A 23,320-nucleotide genomic window follows, 5' to 3' on the forward strand; every position below is an offset into this window, starting at 1 on the left:
TTCACTCTGTAAAACAGCACCAGACACCAACAAAACCAGAAAAACCAGTCCCTCAGCGTCGGGACGCACCTTCTAAGCCCCAATCCAAAAATCGTCAACACAATTCCTTAAACAAAACAAAAAAAATTCAAGGGCTACACGGATTCCGGACTCAAAAAGACAACGGACGGACTGTGTTTTAACAGTCCGTCCGTTGATCACACACGATCCGGAAACAAAGTCTCAATGCATTTTAATCAGCACACTTTTTATCGATTCATCGACCAAGGAACTGGCTGCCGCGTCATTCAAGTGTTTAACAATCAACGTTTCTGCCGCTTTTATGCCCAGATCCACAGCCATGCCACGTACTTCAGACAAAGCAGCGTGTTCTGCAAGCTTGATGCGCTCAAGAGCCTGCTGTTCACGACGGGACACGCTCCTTTCAAACACTTCTTCTGACTCAGCTTTAAGGCGCTGAGCCTCTTCAGTCGCATGACGCAAAATCGCATCGACCTCTTTCAAGGCATCGCGTTGACGGCGCTGATAATCAGCCAGAAGAGTCTGAGCATCTTCACGCAAGCTGCGGGCCTCATCAAGCTTGGCCTGAATAGCAACAGATCGGGCATCCAAGGCAGATACCACGGCCTTGAAAACAGGGCGCACGGCAAAAGCAACAACAGAAACAAAAGCCATTGCAACCCAGAACTCGGGGGTCGCATAAAAAGGAGCATGGTGAACTGCGTCACCAGCTGCGTAAGCAGCGGATATCATAATTCAGTCACCTTCCTTGACAGCATCAGCAACAGCAGAGCGAACCCGCTCAGCATCAAACGCCACACCAGACAACTTCGTTGCAGCATCTGAAGCGACAACAGATGCAAGATCCCGGACGGATACCAAGGCGGCATCGCGTGCCTTGGCTATGCGATCTTCCCCATCACGAATCTGCGCGGCGAGTCGAACGCTTACCTCGCGGTTCCTGATTTCAGCTTGGCGTGTCACTTCTTCCTGAGCCTGACGAAGGAGATCCTGCGCCTTGGACCTGGCATCATCCAGTGCCTTTTCATAGGCACGAATAGACGTCTCTGTCTCAGCCTTCAGCTGCTTGGCACGGTCAAGATCGTCTTCCACTGTTCTCTGGCGCTGTTCCATAATCTCGCCGAGCCTCGGGATCGCATACCGCGACACCAAGATGTACAGGAGTGTGAATGTCACCGCCAGCCAGAACAGCTGGGACGCAAAAGTGGATGGTTCAAATTGCGGCATACGCAGCAAGCTCCACGGTCTGGTCGCGAACAGGAAATATCAGATAGCAGACACGGCCCTGAGCCTTCTTCCTGCCTTTCTGAGCGGGTAGCTACACAAGCGGACCCGCATTCTTTACGCTTCCTCCCCCGAATGCGTGGTCCACAACAGGCCACGCAAGCGGAGAAGAACGCACATGCCTGCTTCAGCCAGCAAACAAAACGATCAGTGCCACAACAAGGGCAAACAAGGCAATCGCTTCGGTCACAGCAAAGCCGATCCAGCCATACAGCTCAACGCTTGCCTTGGCCGACGGATTGCGACCAACCGTTGCGATCAGGCTGGACCAAATATTACCCACACCGATACCGGCTCCAATCATGCCAATTGCGGCCAGACCGGCACCAATAAACTTAGCAGCTGCAACTTCCATCTTTCTCTTCCTCTGATGAAAAGAACTGTTGAAAACTTTCAGGAAAATCCTGTCCTACACCCCACACACAGCATGCGGGGCGACCAGCACTACACTGAGGTCAATGCATGTTTATCGCATCATTGAGGTAAATGCAGGCAAGAATGGTAAAGACGTACGCCTGAAGCCCGGCGATAAAAAATTCGAGAACCGTAATACCCGCAACGACGACGAAAGGAACAAAGCCACCGACTATGCCAAGAGCAACGACAAAACCTGCAAGCACCTTCAGCATGATGTGCCCGACCGTCATATTGGCAAAAAGACGGACAGAAAGGCTGAACGGACGGGAAAGGTAAGATATCAGCTCAATCGGGATCAAGATCGGGGCGGTTGCCAGCGGTGCACCATGCGGAAAGAACATGTGCAGATAACCCAGACCATGACGGGCAAACCCAATCACGGTAACAGCCAGGAAGATCACGATGGCCAGCGCTGCCGTAACGGCAATGTGACTGGTAAATGTAAAGGAGTACGGCAGCATTCCAAGCATGTTGCCAAGAAACACAAACAGGAAGAGCGTCAGGATGAAAGGAAAATACCGCATTCCCTCACGTCCGACATTTTCCCGGATCATGTTGGCGACAAACTCGAAGGCCACCTCACCAATACCTTGCCAGCGACCGGGTACCAAAGAAAGACGGCGTGTCGCAAGCCAGAAAAACACAAGAGCCACAAGAACAGCTGCCACCATCGCAGCTGCTGAATTTGTGAAGGCGTAAAAAGGCAAGTTTCCACCGTCAGAAACAACGGGAACTATCGGCTTTACCGTAAATTGCTCAACAGGACTGGCCACCGCACTTCCTCTGCTATCCTCAAGAACCTGCCAAACAGCCCACAACCGGCAACAGGACCGACAGGGACTTCACGCTATCATTGACCGACACCAAAAAAACCGGGAAGGATCGGGGGCTACCCCGGCCTACCGTTCATGGTGCCTATCCTGGTTATGTCCGGAGCCATCTGCGGAGGTATCCTTATGACGCATGGCGCGACCAAGACCAACTCCATCATCAAGCCCCCTCACAACGCGGTACACATTACTGATACCCGCTGCGCCACCCAAGAACATAAAAATAATCATCAGCCACGGACGCGTACCGAGCCAGCCATCTACAAACCAACCAAGAGCCGTACCGACCAAGGTTGTGACAACCATCTCGACACTGATCCTGGCTGCCACACCAAGCCCGGACATGTTACGCGGACCCGAAGCCTGATCACCGGCGGAGTCTTCATCACGACCACCGGAAGCAGACTGAATCCGGGCTTCCAGATCCGAGAGGGCCCGATGTCGAGCCTGCTTCTCATCCATCGAAACGCCTCTGCCTATACCACCAAGCCGCCGGCAAACCCGGCTGAAAACCGGGCGCACCATATGATTTAGCTGATAACGTGTCAAGCATACCCTCTAGCGCGAGACACCCTTGTGAACAAGAGCGCGGTCAAGAGCCTCAGACAATGCCTCGTAACTCAGGGCACCTGTATACAATGCCCTATCAATGACAAAGGAAGGCGTTGAACGCACATCAAACGTTTCCCTGGCACGCTCCTGTACCTGCTGGATTGAAGCCAGAAGAGACTCGTTGGCAAAACATGCATCAAGATCAGTCTCGCTCATCCCCGCCAGACGTCCTGTCTGCTTCAGGAAGGCCAAAGGATTTTCTGCTGACACCATTGCCTGCTGGCTGGAAAACAGAAGCTCCATAATCTTGTAATAGTGCGCCTCGGGGGCGCAGCGGGCCATCATGGCACCGACCATAGAGAGGCGATCCAGCGGATAATCACGCAAAACAAGCCTGACTTTTCCGGTGTCAATGTGGCTTGCCTTCAGTTTGGGTAACGTCTGACGGTGAAAATCAGCGCAATGCGGACAGGTCAGGGACGAATACTCATAAAGCGTTACCGGAGCATGTGCGGACCCGAGAACCCGCTCGGGGTATCCAGGCGGCAGCGCAAAGTCTGCCGCAAGAACGCCATGCCCTCCCCATACACCCCACACAAGCAGGGTGAAGCAATACAACAGGCTGATACGAACAGAACGCATGACCAACACCACTCCCAATTCTCTTTCATGACTGTGCACAGAACGGACTCATGCCCTATACACAAGCAAATTTCCGGCCCAGTCTAGATCAGGATTAGTGGTTTTGCACGAGTCAGCAGGCACAAGCACTTTGCTTTCTTCTCCTCCTGTTCATGCCGGTGCATTTTTATGCACACTGGTTTACAAAAACAGCGGCCAGATATTTTTTATACCGCCACGTGGAGCATCATCCCCATGACCATATCCAGATCACGTTCCTTGCTGCCCGTACTCGTTCTTCTGCTCTCCTGCCTTGCATTGATGGCGCCGGCACAGGCCGAATCGATCCTTGCAGAAGGGGCCTGGTCACGGGCCACGCCGGGTCAGGCACGCAACGGAGCTGTCTTCATGACCCTGCATAACCGGGGAGCCAAAGATGACGCCCTGCTGGGAGCGGACGCAGGCCCCCTCGCAACAAGCGTCGAGATACATACCCACGTGCATGAGGACAACATCATGAAAATGAAGGCTGTTGATACCCTCGCGCTTCCAGCCGGCGCCACAGTCACCCTGATGCCCGGCGGGCTACATATCATGCTGATGGGTCTGAAGGCCCCCCTGTATGAAGGGCAGAGCTTTACAATGACCTTGACCATGCAGAAAGCAGGTACCATAACAATTCCCGTTGTCGTCCGCGCGGTGGGAGCACCTGCTTCTGTCAGCCAAGGCCACAGGTCGGAACAACACGTGCATTGAAGCACCCTGCTGTCACAGACAGAAATCCGGACTTAGTAAATCACAGGATTTTGGCAGGGGCTACTGCAGTTTTGCCACATTGGCATCAGATCATGCCAAGGTCGACGTTTCCATCAGGAGCCCTCTGCTGTGACTGCAACCATTGCCCTTGTTGATGATGATCGCAATATCGTGGCCTCGGTCTCCCTGTTCCTGGAAGCAGAGGGATTCGTGGTCTCCTGCTTCCATGATGGCTCCGAGGCCCTGCGGAACCTGACCCAGAACCCCCCCGATCTGGCTGTCTTTGATATCAAGATGCCCCGCATGGATGGCATGGAGCTCCTGCAACACCTGCGCAAGACATCGGACATCCCGGTTATTTTCCTGACGTCAAAAGATGACGAGAGCGACGAACTTCTTGGCCTGCGTATGGGGGCCGATGACTACATCACCAAGCCATTTTCCCAGCGCCTTCTTCTGGAACGAATTCGCGCAGTCCTGCGCCGCCGCAACATTGCTTCCACAGCGGGAGGCACCTCGTCTGAAACAGCCATGGTGCGCGGTGACTTGGTACTGGACCCGGCGCGCCACATGGTCAGCTGGAAGGAAAAGCCTGTTGACCTGACTGTAACAGAATTCCTGATCCTGCAGGGTCTGGCCCACAGACCGGGCCACGTCAAGAACCGCGACCAACTGATCGACCTGGCCTACGGCGAGAACATCTACGTTGATGACCGGACCATCGACAGCCACATCAAACGGCTGCGCCGGAAATTCCGCGACGTAGACCCCGAGTTTGCCGAAATCGAAACCCTTTATGGGGTTGGATATCGATACAGGGACTTTTGACTCTGGCCGCATCCCCTCATAACACAGCAACAGAAGGATCAATGACACGGGGGCGTTGGGTATCACCCCTGATGCTCCGCATCTTGGCCGTCAACCTGGTTGCCCCCCTGCTTCTGGTGGCCGGAATCCTGTACCTGAACCAGTACGAGCGAGCGCTTCTGGACTCGGAGATGGAAGCCCTGCGCGGCCATGCCGACCTGATCGCCGCAGCCTTGGGGGAGGGTGCGGTAACAGCCGACACCGCACTGTTCACCGATGCCCGGATTCCGGTTACATGCCACATGCTGGACCGGGTTGAAGCCAGCGCCATGGTTATCCGTCTCGGAAGCCTGAGCGGGGACAGGGTCCGCTTGTTCGACAGCGACGGCATTCTGATTGCAGACAGCACAGGACTATCGCGAAAAAAGCATGCGGTAGAAATGACAGATCTTCCACCGCTGGACAATGAACGTACCTCTTTCCTGCAAGGCTGGGTCAATGCCTTGGCCAACAGCTTCCGGGGTCTGCCGGACTATCGGGAATCCGCAGACCAGACAGCCAGCGACTACAGCGAGGTTCTGAACGCTCTGGAACAGGGACGGACCGGCCTTTCGCTGCGCGTTCTTTCCTCCGGCAGACGCCTGATGTCGGCTGCAGCTCCTATCACTTTTTATCGCCACGTTGTTGGCTCTGTCATGGTATCGCGTCCTGATACGGCTGTCGCACGGGGGTTGTACAGAACACGCCGTGACATCCTTAACATGTTCTTCAGCACGCTGACTGTAACAGTACTGGTTTCAGCCTACCTTGGACGGGGCATTGCCCGCCCGGTCCAACAATTGGCCAAGGCTGCAGATCGGGTTCGATCGCAGCGTGGCAGGCATCACCGGATTCCCGACCTGTCTGCACGCCATGACGAAATAGGTGACCTGTCTGTCTCTCTTCATCACATGACCGAGTCACTCTACAAACGCATGGATGAAACGGAACGCTTTGCCGCTGATGTCGCCCACGAAATCAAGAATCCCCTGACATCCATACGCTCGGCCATTGAAACGATCGACCGGCTGGATGATTCCTGCAAGAAAGCCCGCCTGCTGAATATCGTCAAGGATGACGTTGACCGCCTCGACCGTCTTATTTCCGATATATCGGATGCATCCCGCGTTGATGCCGAACTGTCACGTACGGAAGGTACGTTTATTGCCCTGCGCCCGCTCCTTCAAATTCTGGGAGAAGTCTGTACCCCCGCCCTGAACGAACACAAGATCGGGATCCGCCTTGAATTGCCGGAGCATGATACACAAGCCATTGTTCATGGAAGCGAGGACAGGATCGTACAAGTTTTGCGCAACCTGATCGGCAATGCACAATCCTTCTCTCCAGAGGGAAGTACGCTGACCCTTGGCCTTCATCTTTCGGCCAACCGGGCACACATAACCGTTGAAGACGAGGGACCCGGCATTCCCACCGGCAAGGAAGAGGCAATCTTCGAACGTTTCTACAGCGAACGTCCCCGGAAAGAAGCCTTTGGCTCACACTCCGGGCTGGGGCTGTCCATCTCGCGCCAGATTGTTGTCTCGCACGGGGGCACAATCCACGCCGAGAACCGCATGGACGATGTCGGCAATATCATGGGAGCCCGCTTTACCGTCTCACTGCCCTTGGCCACCCCTCTCTCCTTGCCGGACGGTGAGAAGCCCAAATCTGCTGTCAGGGAACACAATCTCCATGCCAGTACTGACTTCAGTGATGCCACGGGATAATCACCCTACAAGCATTCCGGTACACCGGGCCGCATCCAGAGGAACGCACTAAAGATCCCTAGCCTCACCGGCAAAGGACATCAGACAATCAGGGACAGCCATGGCCACCCCGTCTGCTCCCCGGCTTTCCAGATATTCAGCCCGCAGGCGCTTATCCGGACCAGGATAGAAGGTAACATCAAGGACACAGCGCTTGGTCATATACTGCCAGACCTCTGCAGGCTTCTCGACACGGACCCTGTCCGGATGACCCAAGGCGGCCTCGACCGCAACCGTATCCCGGTGTTCAATGGCTGTGCGTTCCGGCACTGAACGCAGACGCGTCGAGGCTTCACGTACGGACGAGGTGCAAGCCAGGGGCAAAGCGAGCACCAACAAGAAAACACCACGAACGATGCGTGATACCAAACGTGAAGCCATCAAAATACCCCCCGCCCGGGACCTTCCACCACAACGGGCAACGCTTTCCCCATATCAAGGCCCTGCAGAATATGCACCATTGCGGCCACGCCCACCAGAGGGGCCAGTATATTGACAAAAGGCACCAATAACAGAACCGCCGTGAAAGTCCCTGCCCACCACAGGCGCCGCCGGTAATAGCGGGACAAGGCATAGACCTCTGTCCGGGATAACCGGCGCAGGGCAACCAGTTCAAAATACTCCCGCCCCAACAGGAAACCATTGACCAACAGAAAGGCAAAGGCATTGACAGGCGGTATGAAATACAAGGGAAGAGCAATCAGGTTGACCAGCAGCGCCAGCCCCGCAAACCTGAGACTACCGGCCAAACTTTCCAGAAAACCTTGCGGACGGGCATCTGGCAGCGTCGGGTAGTGCTCTGCCTCTACCGCCGTAACGATCTCATCCAGGAACAGGCCGACAAAACCCGATAACACGGCAGGAAAAAGGAACAGGGACGCAACGACAACCGCTGCCCCGCCCAGAATGGCCCCACCGGTTTCCCACCACGACGAAGCCAAGGTTGCCAGCTCTCCGAATACCCAGCCAAGCACGACGAATGTAACGCCATACAGGATAACAGCAAAGCATAGTGACAGCAGGATCACGCGGCGAAAACGCGGATCAGGCAGCTGGCTGAAGGCCTTCAGGTAAGATTGAATCACGAAGCCTCCCTTTGAACAAAAACCGGCACGGCCTGACCGTAGCACACTCTTGTATGGTCACAACGCTTGCCGCAACAAAACACCCCGTTATACTCGCGTCCATCACCGGCCCGGCTCTTTTTCTGTCAGACAAACAGAAAGCCGGGCTCCTGTCTCCTTGCATGCGCCCTGACAGCGGGCGACGCCAACCTTCCGGGGCCCGGACATGACCCAGAGCTTTGACATCCTGACAATCGGCAATGCCATCGTCGATATCCTGTGCAAAACCGAGGACAGCTTTATCACCGGACAAGGGCTTGTCAAAGGCAGCATGACGCTGATTGATGAAAAGCAGGCCGATACCCTCTATGAAAAAATGGGGCCAACGATCGAGGCATCGGGCGGCTCTGCCGGTAACACTGCCGCAGGGCTGGCCTCTCTGGGAAGCAAGGTGGCCTATATCGGGAAAGTCGCCAACGATACCCTGGGCAAGGTCTTTACCCATGACATCCGCGCCATCGGGGCCCATTTCGAGACCCCTCCGCTTGTTGATGAGCTGTCTACCGCACGCTCGATGGTCCTGATCAGCCCGGACGGGGAAAGAACGATGAGCACCTGGCTCGGCGCCTGCACGCGGTTGTGCCCGGATGATATAGAAACCTCTATAGTTGAAAATTCGGGTATCACCTATGTTGAAGGCTATCTCTGGGACAAGCCCGACGCCAAGGCGGCCATCCTGAAGGCCATTGAAATCGCACGCAAGGCAGGTAAAAAGTTCTCTCTTTCGCTCTCGGATCCCTTCTGCGTAGACCGGCACAGACAGGACTTTCTTGATCTTCTGGACGGAAGCGTTGATATTCTGTTCGCCAACGAACAGGAGATTTGTCACCTTTACGGGGTTGCAAGTTTCGCCGAAGCAGTGGAAAAGGTACGTGGCCGGGTCGAAGTCGCCGCGCTGACACGCGGGGCCGCTGGCTCTGTAGCTGTCACAGCCGGCCAAACCATTCCTGTACCCGCAGCGGCCGTGCCTGCTGTTGTTGATACGACAGGGGCAGGCGACCTGTATGCCGCCGGATTCCTGCACGGGCTGGTCGGGGGGCGCCCGCTGGCTGAATGTGCCCTGATCGGGGGCATATGCGCGGCAGAATGCATCAGTCACGTCGGGCCGAGACCACAGGTCTCGCTGGCCGGCTTTGTCACGCAACGCCTGGGCAACACCGCGTAAGCACCCCGGGGCGTCGCATTTCTTTCTTTTGGACCGGAACCTGTATGGACCTACGCAATATTGCGATCATCGCACACGTTGACCACGGAAAGACGACCCTGGTTGACGCCATGCTCAAGCAAAGCGGCACCTTCCGCGACAATCAGAAAGTCGCGGAACGGGCCATGGATTCCAATGATCTTGAGCGTGAACGCGGGATCACCATTCTGGCCAAGTGCACATCCGTGGACTGGCAGGGGCACCGCATCAACATTGTAGATACCCCCGGCCACGCCGATTTCGGCGGCGAGGTAGAGCGCATCCTGTCGATGGTGGACGGGGTGGTGCTGCTGTGCGATTCCGCCGAAGGCCCCCTGCCCCAGACCAAGTTCGTGCTGTCCAAGGCCCTGAAGCTTGGTCTGCGCCCGATTGTGCTGATCAACAAGGTGGACCGTCAGGATGCACGTCCGGACGAGGTACACGACGAAATCTTCGACCTGTTCGCCAATCTGGATGCCAGTAATGAGCAGCTTGATTTCCCGACCCTGTTTGCCGTCGGGCGCGACGGGTGGGCCGTTGCCGACCTGGAAAAGGATGAGCGCAAGGATCTGACCCCCCTGTTTAACCTGATCCTGCGCCATGTCCCGGCTCCGGAGCGTAATCTGGACGCTCCGTTCTCCATGCTGGCTACCACGCTGGAAGCCGATCCATACCTGGGCCGGATTCTGACAGGGCGCATTGCCACCGGGCGGGCCAAGCTCAACATGGCCATCAAGGCCATATCCCGCGATGGATCCCTGATCGAACAGGGCCGGGCCTCCAAGTTGCTTGCCTTCCGTGGCCTGCAGCGGATACCGGTGGAAGAAGCGGAAGCCGGCGACATTATCGCCCTGGCCGGCCTGGCCAAGGCGAACGTGGCTGACACACTGTGCGCACCCGAGATTGGAACGCCACTGACAGCCCAGCCCATTGATCCACCAACCTTGGCGATGACCTTCACGGTCAACGACAGCCCCTTGGCCGGTACCGAAGGTGACAAGCTGACCAGCCGGGTGATCAAGGCCCGTCTGGAGCGGGAGGCCGAAGGTAACGTCGCCATCCGGATTACCGAGAGTGCCGACAAGGATAGTTTTGAAGTAGCCGGCCGTGGCGAACTTCAGCTGGGCGTGTTGATTGAAACCATGCGCCGCGAGGGCTTTGAGCTGTCCATTTCCCGCCCGCGCGTCCTGTTCCGCGAGGAAAACGGCCAGCGGATGGAACCGATCGAAGAAGTCGTGGTGGACGTGGACGAGGAGTTCTCGGGCACCGTTGTCGAGAAGATGAGCCTGCGCAAGGCCGAAATGACCGATATGCGGCCTTCTGGCGGTGGCAAACTGCGTATCACCTTCCTGGCTCCGTCACGCGGCCTGATCGGCTATCATTCAGAATTCCTGACCGATACCCGTGGCACAGGCATCATGAACCGCCTGTATCACAGCTATGCCCCCTACAAGGGGCCCATAGAAGGCCGCCGCACCGGGGTCCTGATTTCCAATGGAAAGGGAGAAGCTGTCGCGTACGCCCTCTTCAACCTTCTGGACCGTGGCCCACAATTTGTCGTCCACAATGACAAGGTCTATGAGGGCATGATTGTCGGGGAGCATACCCGCTCCAACGACCTGGAGGTCAATGTCCTCAAGGGGAAACAGCTGACCAACATCCGCGCAGCCGGCAAGGATGAAGCCGTGCGCCTGCCTCCTCCGAAGAAGATGACCCTGGAAGAGGCACTGTCTTATATCCAGGACGATGAATTGGTCGAGGTGACACCAAAATCAATCCGTCTGCGCAAGCGGTTCCTTGATCCAAACGAACGCAAGCGGGCTGCAAAGGCCGGCACATTCGCCTGACACAAACACGGGCATTCCGGGGTACGGCATCTCATGTCGGCTCCGGAATAACCAGATACGCTATAAACACACTGATCAGGTTGCCATTCCCGCGAGAGATGCGAAAAAAAGGGCCGTAAACACGCAAAAAGAGCACAGGAAGGTTGACAGAACAGCCTTAATTCTCCTCCATGGCTGTCTTGTTGCAAAAGTGTCAGGGAAATATCGGTATGCAAAACTGGTGGCGCTCCGTCGCAGTCTATGGCGACCGCCGGGTCATGATCATCCTCGTCCAGGGCTTTGCCTCGGGCCTCCCACTTCCCCTTGTTTACGCCACCCTGTCTGCCTGGCTGACAGAAGCCAGCCTCAGCAAGACAGCCATCGGTCTGTTTTCCTGGGCATCCACGGTCTACGCACTGAAGTTCCTGTGGTCACCGGTTGTGGACCATATTCGCATTCCCCTTCTGACCTCTTGGCTGGGCCGTAGGAAATCCTGGATGCTGGTCTCGCAGATCGCCCTGATCGTTGCCATGACCGGCCTTGGAAGCAGTGACCCTGCAACCTATCTTTGGGGCACGGCCGCATGGACGGTGGCACTCGCCTTTGCTTCGGCGACACAGGACATTGTGATTGATGCCTACCGTATTGAAAGCCTGGAACAGGATATGGCCGGTGCCGGTGCCGGCGGCACTGTTCTTGGGTACCGCATCGGGATGATGGCCTCCGGGGCGGGGGCACTGATTCTGGCTGATGCCTTCGGATGGCAAATCGCCTATGCATCGATGGCCGCACTGATGGCTGGGTGTCTTCTGTTCACGCTTTTCGTACCGGAACCGGAATCCCCACAAGGGAGAATGCGTCAGGAACGCCACGTTACCCAGAACAGCGACTGGATGTACGATACGGTCATTGCCCCGTTTGCCGACTTTATACGCCGGGAAAACTGGATCTTGGTCCTTCTTTTCATCGCGTTCTATAAATACGGCGATGCCCTGCTTGGTGTCATGGCAAACCCGTTCTACATCGACATTGGCTTCACAAAAACTGATATCGGCGTGGTCAGCAAAACCTACGGCGTTGTAATGACTATTGCCGGCGGCCTGATCGGCGGCGCCATTGTGCTTCGCTATGGTATAATGCGTGCTCTCCTGCTGTGTGGCATCCTGCAAGCTGCTTCCAACCTAGTGTTTGTGGCCCAGGCCATGATCGGTCCCAGTGTTCCGGCACTGGTTGTAACCATCAGCGTGGAAAATCTGACCGGCGGCATGGGGTCGGCCGCATTTGTCGCCTATCTTTCCAGCCTGACCAATATTGCCTATACGGCAACCCAATACGCATTGGTCAGCTCGTTCATGGCCTTTGCCCGTACCTTCATGGCATCAGGGGGGGGCTGGCTGGCTGACCATGTCGCGTGGAGCACTTATTTCATGATTTCTACCCTTGCGGCAATACCAGGTCTGGTACTGCTGCTCTGGATGATGAAGGCCTTTCCACGACAGAACAGCCAGATTCATGTCTCGGCCATGGCCGACGATTAACGGGGAAATACACGGAAACACCCTGCCCAGCCTTGCCTTTTCATAGGGTTCCCGGCTGGGCAGGGTGTGTCTGGGTACGGGGCATCACTGGACAATATCTCGCAAATATGGTGTATGGTGCACGGGATTCTCGCGCAGGCGCGGGACTTCCGAAGACCAACGGATGCCACCCTTTTGCCGAGGAGCGACCAATGCCCCTGTGCGGTCACGACACCCTCAAGACCCGACGGACCCTGAAGATTGCCGGGCAGGAATTTGATTATTTCAGCCTGAAAGCGGCGTCGGAAGCCGGACTGGGTGACATTTCCCGCCTGCCTTATTCCATGAAGGTGCTGCTGGAAAACCTGCTGCGCTATGAAGACGGGCGCAGCGTAACCGTTGATGATGTCAAGGCCTGCGCCGCCTGGATCAAGGACCGCCGCTCTGACCGGGAAATTGCCTATCGTCCGGCACGGGTTCTGATGCAGGACTTTACCGGGGTTCCTGCTGTCGTTGACTTGGCCGCCATGCGTGATGCCGTCACCCGGCTTGGCGGTGACCCCCAGAAAATCAATCCCTTGTCCCCCGTCGATCTGGTCATTGACCATTCGGTGATGATCGACCACTTCGGGGCAGTCGACTCCCTGAAAAAGAATATGGACCTGGAATTTGAACGCAACGGAGAGCGTTATGAATTCCTGCGTTGGGGCCAGAAAGCGTTCCGCAACTTCCGGGCCGTACCGCCAGGGGCGGGCATCTGCCACCAGATCAATATTGAACATCTGGCCCGCGTTGCGTGGACCGGCGAAGAAGGCAAACGGACGCTGGTCTACCCTGATACCTGTGTTGGAACGGATTCCCACACCACCATGGTCAATGGGCTGGGTGTTCTGGGCTGGGGTGTCGGTGGTATCGAGGCTGAAGCCGCCATGCTGGGGCAACCCGTGTCCATGCTGATTCCCGAAGTTGTCGGCTTCAAGCTGACCGGAAAACTGCGCGAGGGGATGACAGCAACCGATCTGGTGCTGACTGTTACCCAGATGCTGCGCAAGAAGGGTGTGGTCGGAAAGTTTGTCGAATTCTACGGCTCGGGCCTCGATAACCTGAGCTTGGCGGACCGCGCCACCATCGGGAACATGGCCCCGGAATACGGGGCAACATGCGGCATTTTCCCAGTGGATGAGGAAACCCTCAACTATCTGCGTCTGACAGGACGCCCGGAATCCCAGATCGAGCTGGTCAAGCTCTATGCCATGGAACAGGGCATGTGGCGGACACCAAACTGGGATCCGGTCTTTACAGATACCCTGGAACTGGACATGAACACGGTAGAGGCCTCCCTCGCCGGTCCGAAGCGTCCACAGGACCGGGTAGCCCTGTCCGGGGCAGCCAAGGCCCTGAAGGAAGTCCTGACCGCCGAAGGCATCACCGACCATGGCAAGGGCTTTGCTGTCCCCGGGACGGATTACGAGCTGAACCAGGGCGATGTTGTCATTGCTGCCATCACATCGTGCACCAATACATCAAACCCCAGCGTTCTGATTGCGGCCGGACTTGTTGCCAAGAAGGCGATAGAAAAGGGCCTGAAGCGGGCACCATGGGTCAAGTCGTCCCTTGCACCGGGATCACAGGTGGTGCAGGACTACCTGGAAAAGGCCGGTCTACAGAAATACCTGGATCAGCTTGGCTTCAATATTGCCGGCTTCGGCTGTACAACGTGCATCGGGAACTCGGGTCCTCTGGCTGATCCGATTGCCACCACGATTGATACCAATAAAATGGTGGTGTCCGCCGTTTTGTCCGGTAACCGCAACTTTGAAGGCCGGATCAGCCCGCATGTGCGTGCCAACTGGCTGGCTTCCCCGCCGCTGGTGGTGGCCTATGCCCTTCTGGGCAACATGCAAAAGGACATCACGACCGAGCCTTTGGGAACAGGATCGGATGGCAAGCCTGTGTACCTGAAGGATATCTGGCCAACCACAGCAGAAATCCAGTCAACGGTTGCGTCCTGTGTCACCCGGGCCATGTTTGAAAGCCGGTATGCCGACGTCTGGGCGGGCCCGCGGCAGTGGCAGGATATCAAGGTCGGTGAGAGCCAGACCTATTCGTGGAACAACAAATCCACCTATGTCCAGAACCCACCCTACTTCGTCAACATTGCCGACGGGGCCGGAAAGTTCTCTGACATCAAGGGTGCAAGGCCGTTGGCCATCCTGGGTGACTCTGTAACCACGGACCATATCTCACCGGCTGGCTCGATCAAGACCGACAGCCCGGCCGGAAAATACCTGATTGCCAACGGTGTCAGCAAGGCTGATTTCAACAGCTATGGTGCCCGGCGTGGCAACCACGAGGTCATGATGCGAGGCACCTTTGCCAATATCCGCATCAAGAACGAAATGGTGCCGGGTATCGAGGGCGGCATTACCAAGCACATTCCCTCCGGCGAAGTCATGGCCATCTACGATGCCTCCATGAAGTATCAGGCCGAGAAAACGCCGCTGGTCGTCATCGCCGGCAAGGAGTACGGAACCGGCTCATCCCGCGACTGGGCTGCCAAGGGCACCAACCTGCTGGGCGTGAAGGCTGTTCTGGTGGAATCCTTTGAACGGATCCACCGCTCCAACCTGGTTGGCATGGGTGTCCTGCCCCTGCAGTTCAAGGACGGAACCGACCGCAAAACCTTGAAGCTGGACGGAACGGAGATCTTTGATATCATCGGCATTGGAAACGGCATCAAACCGCGCCAGGACGTTCAGGTCACGATTACCCGCGCTGATGGCTCAAAACAGACGATCACTGTCCTATGCCGCATCGATACAGCCGATGAGGTGGAATACTACCGGCATGGTGGTATCCTACAATACGTGCTGAGATCACTGGTCGCCTGATAGACACCAGATACAAAAAAGGGAGGGTGCAAGCCCTCCCTTTTTCATGAACAACCCCGTAGCATCCGCAAAGAGAGTCAACGACCAGCGGCATCGCTGGGCAAGTTGGCCTTGTCCGAAGGGTTGTCAAGGAACGAGCGCAAAACCTTTTCATAGAGAGGAAGGTCAGACGCTACGTAGTTTTTATCCCTCCTGGGAATTTGCAGTCCACCCAATATCTTGAAATAGAAGTAATCAGACAGGACATTTCCCTGCGCCTCCATATTATAGCTAGCGAGAGACGCATCCTCACGCAGGGTATAGGCATAGTCCAAGCCTATACGCACAGCCCCGCGCAACATGACCGGATACCCAAGCTGGTACTGCCAAACGTGGACCATCTCATGCATAAACCATAGCAGGGAGGACACATCAAAATCCCCGTCAGGGTACCCCAAGGCAAAGTCAGCGCGATAATCCTCCTTCCTGAAGTACAAGGAACCGTTTGGTGTCACCGCTGTACGCCGGGTCTGAAAATCAATACCAAAGAAACTGAAAAATCCGCGATTATGAATGCGGACCTTTGAATAATCGATACTGTCCTTAAATATTGAGCGGGCAGCCTGGATTTCGTTATCTGTAAGAGGTCGTTTCTGCATTATTCAGTCACATAGATAGATTTGTTATCGTTATGGAACAACACGCCCCTAGAGGACATGACATTTCACCAAAAAGATAAATAGAAGATGCAGGTAAAAGGCACCAGAGAAATGCAGCCGAACATAGAAAAATTCAGTCTGGAGGCTGCCTTAGGTGTACAGAAAACAGAAAAGAGCCGGAAAAAGCGGGACGGAGCGCGCAGAAACGCACACCCCGTCATGAAAAACGATCCGGTTCTTCTTAGCGAACGAAGACCTGCACCTCTCCGCCAGACACATCATTGCTGGCCGATGTTGTCAGGCGCGTACGATCCGAACCAAGCCCCATATCGCTCAGGGTCCGGATCACCTGCTCGGCATTGCGGCGAACACTTGTTGCCGCCACAGCAGCCTGTCCAGGATTACCATCGGCCGGACTCACAGCAATGATATCAAAGACAGCTGTCGGCTTACGCTCCAGCGCCTGTGATACAGCCTGATACAAAGGCTGTTGGTATTCGACATTCGGCCTGTCAAAACGGATCACGACCAAAGGACGGCGCTTTGCCTTGTCAGTCGGCATACTGAACGCAGACGACAACGCCATGGCATTAGCCCGTGAAGAAGCACGTGAGCCAAGAGCAGCGCCATACAGCTGACCACTCTTCACGCCCAGCGCCAATGTATTCAGATTTGACCTCTCACTGGCCAGATAGCTCTGCTGGCGGGATATATCCTGCGAAAGATCGGACAGCAGACGCTCAAACAACACCATGGTCTGGTTGGTCTGGTCCTGGAGCATTCTGAGCTGACGGTGATCGTCCTCAACAGCACCCGATAAACCATAAGCCGCATTGATACTGTCAATCAGATAGGCACCCATGGCACTGTCCGAAGACACGTGGCTTGCCAGCCTGTTCATGGCTGTAATGCTGGCGCTTATACCGTCAAGCTGCTTCTGGGCACCACTCCACTGCCTTTGCAGGACGGGGTTGCCCGGCGTAGAGCCAACCTGTAGACGGGCGCTGATCGAAGCCACGGTTTCGTGATAGGACTTGCTGTCGCTGACAATAGCCGCCCGGAGCTGCTGAAGCTCTTCACCGCGCCGACGCACGGCAGACTGGAGTTGACCCAACTCTCCACGGAACGTGTGTACCTTCTGCCCGACGAACGTACCACCTGATATACCATCGGACAGATCAGCATCCGATACCAAGGGCACGGGCTCCGCCACATCATCACCGCGTGTGACCACGGCCCCGGAGCTGTGATTGCTCTCCAGTGACGGGAACAGTGCATCATTGGCAAAAGAGCAACCGGACAGAAAGACTGTCACGCCAAGCACCAGAATTCGCGATTTGGTCAGCGGCATCGAATTACCTATGTCTAGTCCGTACCCGGGCAGAGGTCCGACCCGACGGATGAGTCTCAAGGGCGGAAACAGTATCACACTCGACAAGTGCACGGCGGGCTCCCCCTCACCTTCCCGCTTACATGATTTGGGGGAGTGTACTGAAACGTCATCACCGGAACAAGCCGCTTTTACAGCGAGATACGTCCGATTCTATACCGTGGTAACAAAGATGCCCAAGCAAGGAAACAAAAAACGGTAGCCGCAGCAACAATAGACGGGCCTGCAGGCAAATCCCAGAACCATGATCCAGCCAAGCCACACAGAACAGAGAGAGCCGCAAAAAAGACCGATAAAAAAGCCATCGCTTCAGGCGTGCCGGCAAAACGGCGCGCTGTTGCAGCTGGAACAATCAACATCGCTGTAACCAGCAGAACACCTGTCGTCCGTATGGCCAAGGCAACAACCACAGCCATCAGGATCATGAACAGGAACTCGGCCCGCCATACGGCAAGCCCCTCGACAAGGGCCAAGTCACGCGACACCGTTACGGCAACAAGAACACGCCACAAAAAGACCAGGGAACATACAACACAAAAGGCCCCGCCCCATATAACCAGGACATCGCCCTGCGCAACAGACAGAATGTCGCCGAAAAGAAAACTATGCAGGTCGATCCGTATGCCACTTGCATCCGAGGTCACAAGCGCCAGCGCAATCATGCCAAATGAAAGCCCGGCATGCGAGAAGATGCCAAGCAGTGTATCCGCAGCCACCAGGCGCTGCCGGCCCAGCGCCACAAGAAGCAAGGCAATCACCAGACCAAGAACAACAACCGAGGCCGTGATACCCGTTCCCAGAAACAATCCGGCAGCCACGCCCAACAGCGCAGCGTGCGACAATGCATCGCCGAAGTAGGCCATACGTCTCCAGACGACTAAACAACCCAGCGGCCCCACGGCAACAGCCATTCCCAAGCCGGCCAACAGGGCTCGCACCATGAAATCATCCATCACTTCATATCCTTGGGAACAGGCCCTGTATGCGCCTCATGACCATGAACAGAACAGTCCGCGCTGATTGTCCCGTCGGGGTTATGATGGTGGTGATGCCCCTCGTGCCCGTACCAGGCAATATGCCCCGCCGCTTCCGGACCGAAAAGACGTTCCCACACAGGATCACGGGCAACTGCACGAGGATGGCCAACGCAGCAAACATGGTGATGCAGGCACACCACACGATCTGTAGCAGCCATCACCACGTGCAGATCGTGAGAAATCATGACAACAGCGCACCCATGCACCGTGCGCAAGCGGGCAATAAGATCATAAAGGTCTGTCTGTCCCCGGTAATCCACACCCTGGGCCGGCTCATCCAGAATCAGCAGGTGTGGACGGGACAACAGGGTCCGCGCCAACATGACACGCTGAAACTCCCCACCAGACAAATCCTGAACCCGGGCCTGGAAGAGGTGCGCAACACCCGCTTCCTCCAAGGCTGTACGTGCTTCCTGTTCACGAATACGACCGGTCAGGGAGAGCAGGCGATACACTGTCAGAGGCAGAATACGATCAACATGCAAGCGTTGCGGCAACCAACCAATCCGAAGGCCGGGACAGCGCTCCAGCACACCCTCGCCCGCAGTCTCAAGACCAGCCAGAACACGGACCAAGGTTGTTTTTCCTGACCCGTTCGGACCGACAATGGTCACGATTTCGCCCGCAGCAACCGAGAAGTCAACGTTATCGAGGATCCTGCGTCCATCACGAACCAGAACCAACCCCTTTGCCGAGATCAGGGGAACGATGCTCATGGATGTTCCCCCACCGGGCTGGCAAAGCAGTCCGGACACACCCCCATGATCTCCACAATCTGGGCCGAGATGGCAAAACCTATACGGTCAGCAGCAGAGGATACGGCACGCGCAATCGAACCATCCTGCGTTTCGGCAACCTGACCACAACGGCTACAGATGAAAAACCATACGCCGCTGATGACCGAATGGCCGGCATCGGAACAGGCCACAAAGGCGTTCAGACTATTAAGGCGATGGGCCAGACCCCATTCCACCAGAAAGTCCAGCGCCCGGTACACCGCCATCGGGGCAACACGCCCCCCGGCCTCATTCAGGCGATGTAAAATGCCATACGCACTGACGGGCCGGTGATCCTCCCACAGAATCTCCAGAACCTGGCGCCGCGCTGCCGTCAACCTGGCTCCCCGCTGCACACACAGCGCTTCAGCCCTGTCCAGGGCACTTTGACGGCACCGTCGATGATCATGGTCGGGGGCTGGAAAGGGAATCATAACCTGCCTGTCTCTCCTGAAAGCGGGGGCATCATGTCACAGAACAACGCGCTTGCCAAAGATGTTATGTTATAACATAAAATAACCTCCCCCATGTCCCATGTGGAGCTCACCCCTCATGTTTGCCTCCCTGCGCCTCACGATCGCCGCTTCCCTTGCGCTGGTCGCAATACCGGGCAACCCAGTCCACGCATCCGTTCCTGTTGTTGTTGCGTCAATTACACCTGTCCACGCCTTGGTCTCAGGCGTCATGGCTGGCGTTGGAACCCCGGTTCTTCTGGTGCCCCCCGGACAGTCCCCACACACCTATACGCTCAGGCCATCCGATGCCCGTGTTCTGGCATCGGCACAGACTGTATTCTGGATCGGCGATGCCTTGGAAACCTTTTTGCCAGGGACACTGAAGTCTCTCTCTCGGGCCAAGGCCGTTTCACTACTCGAAGCACCGGGGATCATACGACTTCCCGTACGGAGCGGCGGGCTGTGGGAGCATGCCGAACACACCCACCACCATCATGCAGAACGCGGACAACACAGCCATCACCACCAAGGAGCTGACCCGCACATCTGGCTGGACCCACGCAACGCGGTGGCCATGGTCAACGCTATCGCTCATACCCTGTCAGAGCAGGACCCTGACAACGCACACACGTACCGCACCAATGCAGCCAACCTGCAAACACGGCTGAGAACGCTGGAAGAACATATGGATCATACACTGGAACCAGCGCGTCACTTGCCCTTCCTGATCTTCCACGATTCCATCCAATATATAGAAAATCGCTTTGGCCTGCATGCCGTTGGCGCGATCACCATCGATCCCTCCCTGCCCCCCGGGGCCCGGCACTTGAACCATATACGGGAGACTGCACGCCATCACCGTGTATCCTGCCTGTTTGCAGAACCCTCCTCTCCTCGTCGAACAGTTACCCAGATTGCACGGGAAACCGGCACCCGGACCAGCGAACTTGATCCATTGGGAGGCGGAGACCCCCGTGAAACCGGCTATGAAAGCTATACACAACTTATGAATGATATAACCGCCAGCCTGGCATCCTGCCTTACCGGGGGAAACATTCAGCACCGGCATTAAAAATACGGGCCTATGCATTTTTCTCTTGCCTGTAGACCCGCAAGCCGATAGAAACCCGGTCCTCGGCGGAAGAAAGCCACCACAAATGGCGCCAAAGAGAAAAAGCGTGCCCTGCACCCGTAGCTCAATTGGATAGAGCATCTGACTACGAATCAGAAGGCTGGAGGTTCGAGTCCTTCCGGGTGCGCCATAAAAACCCCCGCGACTGAAACATGTCGCGGGGGTTTTGCTTTAAAAACAATGCATTAACGGGACCCCTTCTGCCCCCTCCGGGTTTGGGATACGTTAAATAGCGCGTTTTTGGATACATTTTTGGATACATTTTTGGATACATTGGGATCGCAAGGTGACCAGTCGCTATATCCTGCAACAAGGGCGTACACTCTATTTCCGGCGACGGGCACCCATGGGACTGCACTTTCGGCCTCTGGACACAACAGGCATCAGCAAGTAGAGAACGCTCTTCCCGCTACCCGTCAGACAACAGGATATAAATCATGAAGGAAAAACTCCGCGCTCTTGCGGCAGCCTTGGTTCTTGCGGTGATCCTGGGGGGTATTGCGCTGGTTGTCGGTGGGTTGCTCATTGGATTGGCCATTGCAATACCCGCCTTGATCATCCTGGCGATCCTGTTCGGAAAGCCCACGCGGGGCATACACATCAAGCTCAGGCCCTAGCCCTGCTTGCCCCGGATGGCGTGACACGACAGATCATCGCGCAACCATCGGGACACCTGCCCGGCCAGATAGCCCGGGTCCTGACGCAACCGCCCTTTCAGGGCACATTCCCAAATCGTCAGAACTCTCCAGCCTGCTTCGACCAGACACCGCTGTACTCTCTGGTCACGTGTGCGATTTCCCTCGATCTTCCCAGCCCAGAAGGCTGTGCGCGTAGCGGGAAGACGAAACAGCGCGCAGTCATGTCCATGCCAGAAACAACCATGAACCATGATCACCGCCCGATAACGGGGAAAAACAAGGTCCGGTGTCCCCGGCAAACGTTTGTCATTCAGCCTGTAGCGAAACCCAAGACGGTGAAGGACAGAGCGTACCACACGTTCCGGAGCCGTGTTGCGACTGCCTATGCCAGCCATCATGCGGCTTCGGGTTGCCTTGTCGACGCAATCAACCAACACCGGCCTCCTCTATACAAGATGGCGCACACGCCCCGACAATCCACGGGGACAGGTAGCGGGCCAACGCCTGAACCACCGGCACAACGACAGCATTGCCAAGCTGGCGATAGGCCTGGGTATCCGATACCGGGATTATAAAATCGGCGCATCCCGGGCTGTCAAACCCCATCAGACGAGCACATTCACGCGGGGTCAAACGGCGCGGAGAGCCGGAAGGACGGGCCACCAGTATTTCCGAACCATCCTTGTAATAGCGGGCCGAAAGAGTTCGGGCCGTACTGCCCGGTCCAACCAGGCCATACCCAAAGCCATTGCCCCGGGCCCGGTGACGGGCCGCATAGTCCTGTAGATATACCCACAGGCGCGATGACAGGACATAACGTGGATCCACCGCACCACCCGGACCGGTATAGGGTGGATCCGGGGTCTCGGTTCCATCTTCAGGATGAAGAATGTCAGCCATGGTTGGCCACCGATCGCGATCCGGCATCGGCATGGCCTGAAAATCAAAATCCTCTCCACCATCACGAAAACCGATCATAAAAATACGTTCGCGGTGCTGTGGAACAAAGGGACGGGCATCAAGAATACGCCATACAATGTGGTATCCAAGGTGGCGGGTCAGGGATGTCCGGATAACATCAAACGTTCTTCCCTTGTCATGCGACACAAGGTTCTTGACGTTCTCCAGCACGAAGAAACGCGGACGATGGGTGGCCAAGATACGTTCAATCTCGAAAAATAGCGTGCCCTGGGTCTGACAGTCAAAACCATGGGGACGCTTGAGAGCATTCTTTTTCGAAACACCGGCAATGGAGAAGGGCTGGCACGGGAATCCTGCCAGCAGAACATCATGTTCAGGGATTTGCGCCGCAGAAACAGCCGTAATATCACCCTCGAAAGGATGGTCATCGCATCCAAAGTTGGCCTGATATGTTTCCCGTGAGTAACGATTCCACTCGCTGGTAAAGACACACGCACCACCAATAGCCTCGAAGCCGCGCCTCATGCCCCCGATACCGGCGAAAAGATCAATAAACCGGAACGCAGGCACACCACGGGTTAGCCGCAGATTACCACGGCAAGCCTGAAAAGATGACACAATCGGCCCCCCTGACCGCTGTCTGTCCCCACAGACTGGCAGTACAGGGCCTCCGTTACAAGAGACGGGTCACGCGGCATA

24 protein-coding genes and 1 tRNA gene are annotated in these 23,320 nt (G+C 56.2%); 10 read left to right on the forward strand and 15 right to left on the reverse strand.

The window, feature by feature from the left end; translation table 11 throughout:
• Nucleotides 1–222: 222 nt before the first annotated feature.
• From HEQ61_RS09055 to HEQ61_RS09080, 6 genes are all read right to left on the reverse strand, one after another.
• On the reverse strand, nt 223–753 hold the full coding sequence (locus HEQ61_RS09055; protein ID WP_168021052.1) for a F0F1 ATP synthase subunit B: 531 nt from the start codon (nt 751–753) through the stop codon (nt 223–225).
• Between the two features lie 3 nt (nt 754–756).
• Nucleotides 757–1,248: a F0F1 ATP synthase subunit B' gene (locus tag HEQ61_RS09060; protein ID WP_168021050.1), complete on the reverse strand. Its 492-nt coding sequence runs from the start codon at nt 1,246–1,248 to the stop codon at nt 757–759.
• Between the two features lie 184 nt (nt 1,249–1,432).
• Entirely contained in the window at nt 1,433–1,660 is a 228-nt protein-coding gene (locus tag HEQ61_RS09065; RefSeq protein WP_066136568.1) for a F0F1 ATP synthase subunit C, read from the reverse strand.
• A gap of 100 nt (nt 1,661–1,760) precedes the next feature.
• Nucleotides 1,761–2,495, reverse strand: coding sequence for a F0F1 ATP synthase subunit A (locus HEQ61_RS09070; RefSeq protein WP_168021048.1), 735 nt, complete (start codon nt 2,493–2,495; stop codon nt 1,761–1,763).
• 126 nt (nt 2,496–2,621) lie between these two features.
• Nucleotides 2,622–3,014, reverse strand: coding sequence for an AtpZ/AtpI family protein (locus tag HEQ61_RS09075; RefSeq protein WP_168021055.1), 393 nt, complete (start codon nt 3,012–3,014; stop codon nt 2,622–2,624).
• A 96-nt stretch (nt 3,015–3,110) separates the two neighbouring features.
• Nucleotides 3,111–3,746 carry a DsbA family protein gene (locus tag HEQ61_RS09080; protein ID WP_168021047.1) on the reverse strand — a complete coding sequence of 212 codons (636 nt, stop codon included), beginning with the start codon at nt 3,744–3,746 and terminating at the stop codon, nt 3,111–3,113.
• Nucleotides 3,747–3,980: 234 nt separating this feature from the next.
• Between HEQ61_RS09080 and HEQ61_RS09085 the strand changes: the two genes are divergently transcribed.
• The 3 genes from HEQ61_RS09085 to HEQ61_RS09095 all read left to right on the forward strand — a co-directional run bounded on the left by HEQ61_RS09085 (nt 3,981) and on the right by HEQ61_RS09095 (nt 7,054).
• Entirely contained in the window at nt 3,981–4,481 is a 501-nt protein-coding gene (locus HEQ61_RS09085; protein ID WP_168021046.1) for a copper chaperone PCu(A)C, read from the forward strand.
• 129 nt (nt 4,482–4,610) lie between these two features.
• Complete coding sequence (locus tag HEQ61_RS09090) at nt 4,611–5,309, forward strand: response regulator transcription factor (protein WP_168021045.1); 699 nt, start codon at nt 4,611–4,613, stop codon at nt 5,307–5,309.
• A gap of 41 nt (nt 5,310–5,350) precedes the next feature.
• Nucleotides 5,351–7,054: a stimulus-sensing domain-containing protein gene (locus HEQ61_RS09095; RefSeq protein WP_168021044.1), complete on the forward strand. Its 1,704-nt coding sequence runs from the start codon at nt 5,351–5,353 to the stop codon at nt 7,052–7,054.
• A gap of 48 nt (nt 7,055–7,102) precedes the next feature.
• Here HEQ61_RS09095 and HEQ61_RS09100 read toward each other — a convergent pair whose 3' ends face one another.
• Entirely contained in the window at nt 7,103–7,474 is a 372-nt protein-coding gene (locus HEQ61_RS09100) for a hypothetical protein (RefSeq protein ID WP_168021043.1), read from the reverse strand.
• Nucleotides 7,474–8,178, reverse strand: coding sequence for an EI24 domain-containing protein (locus HEQ61_RS09105; RefSeq protein WP_168021042.1), 705 nt, complete (start codon nt 8,176–8,178; stop codon nt 7,474–7,476). The genes HEQ61_RS09100 and HEQ61_RS09105 overlap by 1 nt, the downstream gene beginning before the upstream one ends.
• Nucleotides 8,179–8,383: 205 nt before the next feature.
• Between HEQ61_RS09105 and HEQ61_RS09110 the strand changes: the two genes are divergently transcribed.
• The 4 genes from HEQ61_RS09110 to acnA all read left to right on the forward strand — a co-directional run bounded on the left by HEQ61_RS09110 (nt 8,384) and on the right by acnA (nt 15,634).
• On the forward strand, nt 8,384–9,382 hold the full coding sequence (locus HEQ61_RS09110; protein WP_168021041.1) for an adenosine kinase: 999 nt from the start codon (nt 8,384–8,386) through the stop codon (nt 9,380–9,382).
• Nucleotides 9,383–9,426: 44 nt separating this feature from the next.
• Nucleotides 9,427–11,247, forward strand: a complete 1,821-nt coding sequence (typA, locus tag HEQ61_RS09115; RefSeq protein ID WP_168021039.1) for a translational GTPase TypA — start codon at nt 9,427–9,429, stop codon at nt 11,245–11,247.
• A 209-nt stretch (nt 11,248–11,456) separates the two neighbouring features.
• Nucleotides 11,457–12,764: an AmpG family muropeptide MFS transporter gene (locus HEQ61_RS09120; RefSeq protein WP_168021037.1), complete on the forward strand. Its 1,308-nt coding sequence runs from the start codon at nt 11,457–11,459 to the stop codon at nt 12,762–12,764.
• A 191-nt stretch (nt 12,765–12,955) separates the two neighbouring features.
• Nucleotides 12,956–15,634 (forward strand): aconitate hydratase AcnA, encoded by a 2,679-nt coding sequence (gene acnA / locus HEQ61_RS09125; RefSeq protein ID WP_168021035.1) that lies wholly within the window; start codon nt 12,956–12,958, stop codon nt 15,632–15,634.
• A 77-nt stretch (nt 15,635–15,711) separates the two neighbouring features.
• Here acnA and HEQ61_RS09130 read toward each other — a convergent pair whose 3' ends face one another.
• The 5 genes from HEQ61_RS09130 to HEQ61_RS09150 all read right to left on the reverse strand — a co-directional run bounded on the left by HEQ61_RS09130 (nt 15,712) and on the right by HEQ61_RS09150 (nt 19,909).
• On the reverse strand, nt 15,712–16,272 hold the full coding sequence (locus HEQ61_RS09130) for a Rhs element Vgr protein (protein WP_168021033.1): 561 nt from the start codon (nt 16,270–16,272) through the stop codon (nt 15,712–15,714).
• Between the two features lie 241 nt (nt 16,273–16,513).
• The gene (locus tag HEQ61_RS09135) at nt 16,514–17,623 is read right to left on the reverse strand and encodes a hypothetical protein (protein WP_168021032.1); all 1,110 of its coding nucleotides are present in this window, start codon (nt 17,621–17,623) and stop codon (nt 16,514–16,516) included.
• A 170-nt stretch (nt 17,624–17,793) separates the two neighbouring features.
• Nucleotides 17,794–18,615 carry a metal ABC transporter permease gene (locus tag HEQ61_RS09140; protein WP_209315707.1) on the reverse strand — a complete coding sequence of 274 codons (822 nt, stop codon included), beginning with the start codon at nt 18,613–18,615 and terminating at the stop codon, nt 17,794–17,796.
• A complete protein-coding gene (locus tag HEQ61_RS09145; RefSeq protein ID WP_168021030.1) occupies nt 18,615–19,415 on the reverse strand; it encodes a metal ABC transporter ATP-binding protein in 801 nt (266 codons plus the stop codon). Before HEQ61_RS09145 ends, HEQ61_RS09140 begins: the two co-directional genes overlap by 1 nt.
• Complete coding sequence (locus tag HEQ61_RS09150) at nt 19,412–19,909, reverse strand: Fur family transcriptional regulator (protein ID WP_168021029.1); 498 nt, start codon at nt 19,907–19,909, stop codon at nt 19,412–19,414. The genes HEQ61_RS09145 and HEQ61_RS09150 overlap by 4 nt, the downstream gene beginning before the upstream one ends.
• A 118-nt stretch (nt 19,910–20,027) precedes the next feature.
• Here HEQ61_RS09150 and HEQ61_RS09155 point away from each other — a divergent pair, with 118 nt between their 5' ends.
• The 3 genes from HEQ61_RS09155 to HEQ61_RS09165 all read left to right on the forward strand — a co-directional run bounded on the left by HEQ61_RS09155 (nt 20,028) and on the right by HEQ61_RS09165 (nt 21,679).
• A complete protein-coding gene (locus HEQ61_RS09155; protein WP_168021028.1) occupies nt 20,028–21,002 on the forward strand; it encodes a zinc ABC transporter substrate-binding protein in 975 nt (324 codons plus the stop codon).
• A gap of 113 nt (nt 21,003–21,115) precedes the next feature.
• Nucleotides 21,116–21,192, forward strand: a tRNA-Arg gene (locus HEQ61_RS09160).
• 307 nt (nt 21,193–21,499) lie between these two features.
• A complete protein-coding gene (locus tag HEQ61_RS09165; protein ID WP_168021027.1) occupies nt 21,500–21,679 on the forward strand; it encodes a hypothetical protein in 180 nt (59 codons plus the stop codon).
• Here HEQ61_RS09165 and HEQ61_RS09170 read toward each other — a convergent pair.
• Together HEQ61_RS09170 and dcm are read right to left on the reverse strand one after the other, a co-directional pair.
• Complete coding sequence (locus HEQ61_RS09170) at nt 21,676–22,137, reverse strand: very short patch repair endonuclease (protein ID WP_322099238.1); 462 nt, start codon at nt 22,135–22,137, stop codon at nt 21,676–21,678. The two genes, HEQ61_RS09165 and HEQ61_RS09170, sit on opposite strands and share 4 nt — an antisense overlap.
• Nucleotides 22,127–23,239, reverse strand: a complete 1,113-nt coding sequence (dcm, locus tag HEQ61_RS09175) for a DNA (cytosine-5-)-methyltransferase (RefSeq protein ID WP_322099239.1) — start codon at nt 23,237–23,239, stop codon at nt 22,127–22,129. Before dcm ends, HEQ61_RS09170 begins: the two co-directional genes overlap by 11 nt.
• Between the last annotated feature and the right edge of the window lie 81 nt (nt 23,240–23,320).

This window comes from Haematospirillum sp. H4485 (assembly GCF_012102745.1).
Lineage (GTDB): Bacteria > Pseudomonadota > Alphaproteobacteria > Rhodospirillales > Rhodospirillaceae > Haematospirillum.

What these genes read in the sequence shown, in the direction of transcription:
- HEQ61_RS09135 (WP_168021032.1), bottom strand. Translation starts at nt 17,623, where the DNA reads ATGCCGCTGACCAAATCGCGAATTCTGGTGCTTGGCGTGACAGTCTTT.
- HEQ61_RS09120 (WP_168021037.1), top strand. Translation starts at nt 11,457, where the DNA reads ATGCAAAACTGGTGGCGCTCCGTCGCAGTCTATGGCGACCGCCGGGTC.
- HEQ61_RS09055 (WP_168021052.1), bottom strand. Translation starts at nt 753, where the DNA reads ATGATATCCGCTGCTTACGCAGCTGGTGACGCAGTTCACCATGCTCCT.
- HEQ61_RS09145 (WP_168021030.1), bottom strand. Translation starts at nt 19,415, where the DNA reads ATGAGCATCGTTCCCCTGATCTCGGCAAAGGGGTTGGTTCTGGTTCGT.
- HEQ61_RS09110 (WP_168021041.1), top strand. Translation starts at nt 8,384, where the DNA reads ATGACCCAGAGCTTTGACATCCTGACAATCGGCAATGCCATCGTCGAT.
- HEQ61_RS09130 (WP_168021033.1), bottom strand. Translation starts at nt 16,272, where the DNA reads ATGCAGAAACGACCTCTTACAGATAACGAAATCCAGGCTGCCCGCTCA.
- typA (WP_168021039.1), top strand. Translation starts at nt 9,427, where the DNA reads ATGGACCTACGCAATATTGCGATCATCGCACACGTTGACCACGGAAAG.
- HEQ61_RS09085 (WP_168021046.1), top strand. Translation starts at nt 3,981, where the DNA reads ATGACCATATCCAGATCACGTTCCTTGCTGCCCGTACTCGTTCTTCTG.
- HEQ61_RS09100 (WP_168021043.1), bottom strand. Translation starts at nt 7,474, where the DNA reads ATGGCTTCACGTTTGGTATCACGCATCGTTCGTGGTGTTTTCTTGTTG.
- HEQ61_RS09155 (WP_168021028.1), top strand. Translation starts at nt 20,028, where the DNA reads ATGTTTGCCTCCCTGCGCCTCACGATCGCCGCTTCCCTTGCGCTGGTC.
- HEQ61_RS09165 (WP_168021027.1), top strand. Translation starts at nt 21,500, where the DNA reads ATGAAGGAAAAACTCCGCGCTCTTGCGGCAGCCTTGGTTCTTGCGGTG.
- HEQ61_RS09095 (WP_168021044.1), top strand. Translation starts at nt 5,351, where the DNA reads ATGACACGGGGGCGTTGGGTATCACCCCTGATGCTCCGCATCTTGGCC.
- acnA (WP_168021035.1), top strand. Translation starts at nt 12,956, where the DNA reads ATGCCCCTGTGCGGTCACGACACCCTCAAGACCCGACGGACCCTGAAG.
- HEQ61_RS09080 (WP_168021047.1), bottom strand. Translation starts at nt 3,746, where the DNA reads ATGCGTTCTGTTCGTATCAGCCTGTTGTATTGCTTCACCCTGCTTGTG.
- HEQ61_RS09140 (WP_209315707.1), bottom strand. Translation starts at nt 18,615, where the DNA reads ATGGATGATTTCATGGTGCGAGCCCTGTTGGCCGGCTTGGGAATGGCT.
- HEQ61_RS09075 (WP_168021055.1), bottom strand. Translation starts at nt 3,014, where the DNA reads ATGGATGAGAAGCAGGCTCGACATCGGGCCCTCTCGGATCTGGAAGCC.
- HEQ61_RS09060 (WP_168021050.1), bottom strand. Translation starts at nt 1,248, where the DNA reads ATGCCGCAATTTGAACCATCCACTTTTGCGTCCCAGCTGTTCTGGCTG.
- HEQ61_RS09065 (WP_066136568.1), bottom strand. Translation starts at nt 1,660, where the DNA reads ATGGAAGTTGCAGCTGCTAAGTTTATTGGTGCCGGTCTGGCCGCAATT.
- HEQ61_RS09150 (WP_168021029.1), bottom strand. Translation starts at nt 19,909, where the DNA reads ATGATTCCCTTTCCAGCCCCCGACCATGATCATCGACGGTGCCGTCAA.